Source organism: Pseudomonas sp. EB271-G4-1, from assembly GCF_058791355.1.
The window spans coordinates 1-3,292 of the sequence record NZ_JBYTEO010000078.1; the positions used below are offsets into that span (position 1 = coordinate 1).

The 3,292-nt window shown below is 64.9% G+C and carries 1 protein-coding gene and 1 pseudogene; both read right to left on the reverse strand.

The features are described from left to right. Window positions 1-159: 159 nt before the first annotated feature. Window positions 160-1,938 carry an allophanate hydrolase gene (gene atzF / locus AC3WWR_RS26935; RefSeq protein ID WP_020798405.1) on the reverse strand — a complete coding sequence of 593 codons (1,779 nt, stop codon included), beginning with the start codon at window positions 1,936-1,938 and terminating at the stop codon, window positions 160-162. A 24-nt stretch (window positions 1,939-1,962) separates the two neighbouring features. Beyond that, window positions 1,963-3,222, reverse strand: a pseudogene (locus AC3WWR_RS26940) (carboxyltransferase domain-containing protein); the annotation flags it as partial. Between the last annotated feature and the right edge of the window lie 70 nt (window positions 3,223-3,292).

Consider the following 3,292-nt stretch of genomic DNA (forward strand, 5'->3'; position numbering starts at 1 on the left):
AGCTGAAGGCTGCCCAAGGCAGCCTTCAGCTATGAAACATGTTTACCGGACACTAGTGACGCTCTGCGTGGGAATGCCTCAACGGACGCTCCGCGTTCGGCTCTGGAGGGGACGCGGAGCGTCCCGGGCTGCATTCCCACGCAGAGCGTGGGAACGATCTCACGTCAGGAGGTGTAGGTAGGCCCTCCAGCCGCCCAGATGGCTGATATCCACCGCCCCCTCCAACCCATAGGCCTCACAGATGAACCCGCTTTCCCAGCGACCATCCGCCAGTTGCACCTTACCCAATCCCAACGGTGCCGGGATGCCGGTCAGGAACGAGCCCAGTTCGCTACTCGGCAGTTCCCAGACTTCCACGGCAATCGCCACGCCGCCGTCCTTGACCCGAACCATGCCCGGACGAAACGGCGGGCCACCGGCCAAGGCATACAGTTGATAGTCGGGTGAGCTGAACGTACTTTCCACCAGGCGCGCGCCGCGCTGCTTGAGCTGCCAGTTCAACGCCAGGCCATCCAGGTGCGCGCCACAGACCACCAGCCGCGCCCGGTCATTGCGCGCAACAACCGTCGGTGCCGGTGCCGCCAATCCTTGCTGGCGCTGCAAGCCATCGGCCAGACTCAACAGGTATTGATCGGTGAACGCCCGTCCGAACAGGGTCACGCCCCAGGGCAAACCGTTGTCCATGAACCCGCTGGGCACGGCGATGGCGGCGTAGTCGAGCAGGTTCATGAAGTTGGTGTAGTAGCCCAGTTCGCTATTGCGCTGGACCGGTTCGGCGTGGAGTTCCGCCAGTGTGACCGGGCGGCCAATGGTCGGCGTGACTACGCAATCGAGGCCATCGAGTGCTTTGTCGCACAAGGCTTTCAGCGCTTGCAGGCGATACTGCGCGCGGAAGGTTTGCACGCCGTTGACCGCCGGCGCCTTGGCCAATACGGCGCGAATCACCGGCAACACGGCTTGCGGATTTTCTTCCATCAGCTCGCCGGCCACGCTGTAGCGCTCGGCTACCCAAGGGCCTTCGTAGAGCAGACGTGCCGCTTCGAGGAACGGCGACAGATCGAGCTCCACGGCGTAACCACCCATGGCTTTGAGTTGCTCGACGGCGTCGGCGAACAATAACGGGCCTTCAGCGCAGCCGAAAAACTCCAGGTCTTGCGCCCGGGGCACGCCGAAACGGAAGGCACGCATGGCACCGAACGCCGAGCCGTCATTCCACGACGGATTGCTGCGGCTGTACTCGTCCCGTGGGTCGAGTTTGGCGGTCAATGCAAGCAACTGACTGGCCTCCCGGGCGGTTGCGGTGAACGTCGTCACGCAATCGAGGGTGCGACAGGCCGGCACCACGCCGGCGGTGGAAATCAGGCCCTTGGTGGCTTTCATCCCGACCAGATTGTTCAACGCCGCCGGCACGCGCCCGGAGCCCGCCGTGTCGGTGCCCAGGGAAAAACTCGCCACACCGAGCGCCACCGCCAGTGAAGAACCGGCGCTGGAACCACCCGACGGATACTCCGGCAACACACTATTGGAGCATGCGCCATAGGGCGAGCGAGTGCCGTTGAGGCCGGTGGCGAACTGATCGAGGTTGGTCTTGCCCAGGGGAACTGCGCCCAGCGCCAGCAGTTGCTCGACGATGGTCGCCGAACGTTGCGGTACGTAGGCGAATGCCGGACAGGCCGCCGTGGTCGGTATGCCCGCCAGGTCGATGTTGTCCTTGATCGCGAACGGCACGCCGTACAGCGGCAGGCTGTCGATGTCGCGGCCGTCGAGGGCGGCGAGGTAGGGCTCCAGTTCTTCGGCGCTGAGCAAGTGGATGAACAGGTGATAGTCCGGGTTCAGTGCCGCCGCTTTGTCCCGAAGGCCCGGCAGCAGTTGCCGGGGCGTGGTGCTGCCATCGCGGTAGGCGTTGCGCAGGGCGTCGAGTTGCAGATTGATGTTCATGGTATTTGTCCTTTCGAAATGGCTTCAGTCGAGTTCCAGCACCACGACGCGTTGTCCGGCACGCACCGCCGAACCTGGCTGCACGCGAATCTCACGCACCACGCCGGCCATCGGCGCGAGCAGCGGGATTTCCATCTTCATCGACTCCAGGATCACCAGCACGTCACCGGCCTCGACGCGATTGCCAGCCTGCACCTGAACCTGCCAGAGGTTGCCGGCGATATGGCTGTCGATGCTCTGCTGACCGTTGGCCAGAGGCGCGTCTTCGGTCACCTCCGGGGCCAATTCCTCGCTGTCGTAATGTGCCTGGCCGCTGGCGATCCAGCGTTCGCGTTCGGCATTGAATGCGCCTTTTTGCTGATCGCGAAACGCGTTGATGCCCTGGGCCTCCTGCGCCAGGAAGGCCTGGTAATCGGCGAGGTTCAGCTGACTGTGCTCGATGTTCAGGGGGAAGCGCCCGAGGGGGAAGTCCCGGCGAATGCGCAGCAGTTCATCGGCGCTGACCGGGTAGAAACGGATCTGGTCGAAGAAGCGCAGCAGCCATGGCTTGCCATCGAAGGCGGCGACTTCGCGATAGCGATTCCACATCTGCAGCGTTCGCCCGACGAACTGATAACCGCCGGGGCCTTCCATGCCGTACACGCACATGTAGGCGCCACCGATGCCCACCGAATTTTCCGCGGTCCAGGTGCGGGCCGGGTTGTATTTGGTGGTCACCAGGCGATGGCGCGGATCGAGCGGGGTGGCGACCGGTGCGCCGAGGTACACATCGCCCAGGCCCATCACCAGGTAGCTGGCGTCGAACACCGTGCGCTGCACCTCATCGAGGTTCGCCAGGTCGTTGATGCGGCGGATGAACTCCAGGTTGCTCGGGCACCAGGGGGCGTCCTTGCGCACGGTGGTCATGTATTTCTCGATGGCCAGCTGACAGGCCGGGTCGTCCCAGGACAGCGGCAGGTGGACGATGCGCGAGGGGACCTGCAGGTCCTTGGCGGCGCACACGGCGTCCCATTCGCCGGCAACGATGCCCAGCAAGTCGGCAAGCGGCAATTGCTCGGGCTGGTAGTGCACTTGCAGCGAGCGAATGCCCGGGGTCAGGTCGATCACGCCGTGCAGGTGTTTGCTTTCCAGGGCTTGCATGAGGGCGTGGGCGCGAAAGCGCAGGACGAGGTCGAGTTCGGGGGCGCCGATTTCCAGGAGCAGGTGTGTATCCCCCGACAGCCGCGCAACCAGCCGCGTATCCTCCTGACCAATATCCAACACCACAGGCGACACAGCCCCCTGTGGGGGGGGGGGGGGGGGGGGGGGGGGGGGGGGGGGGGGGGGGGGGGGGGGGGGGGGGGGGGGGGGGGGT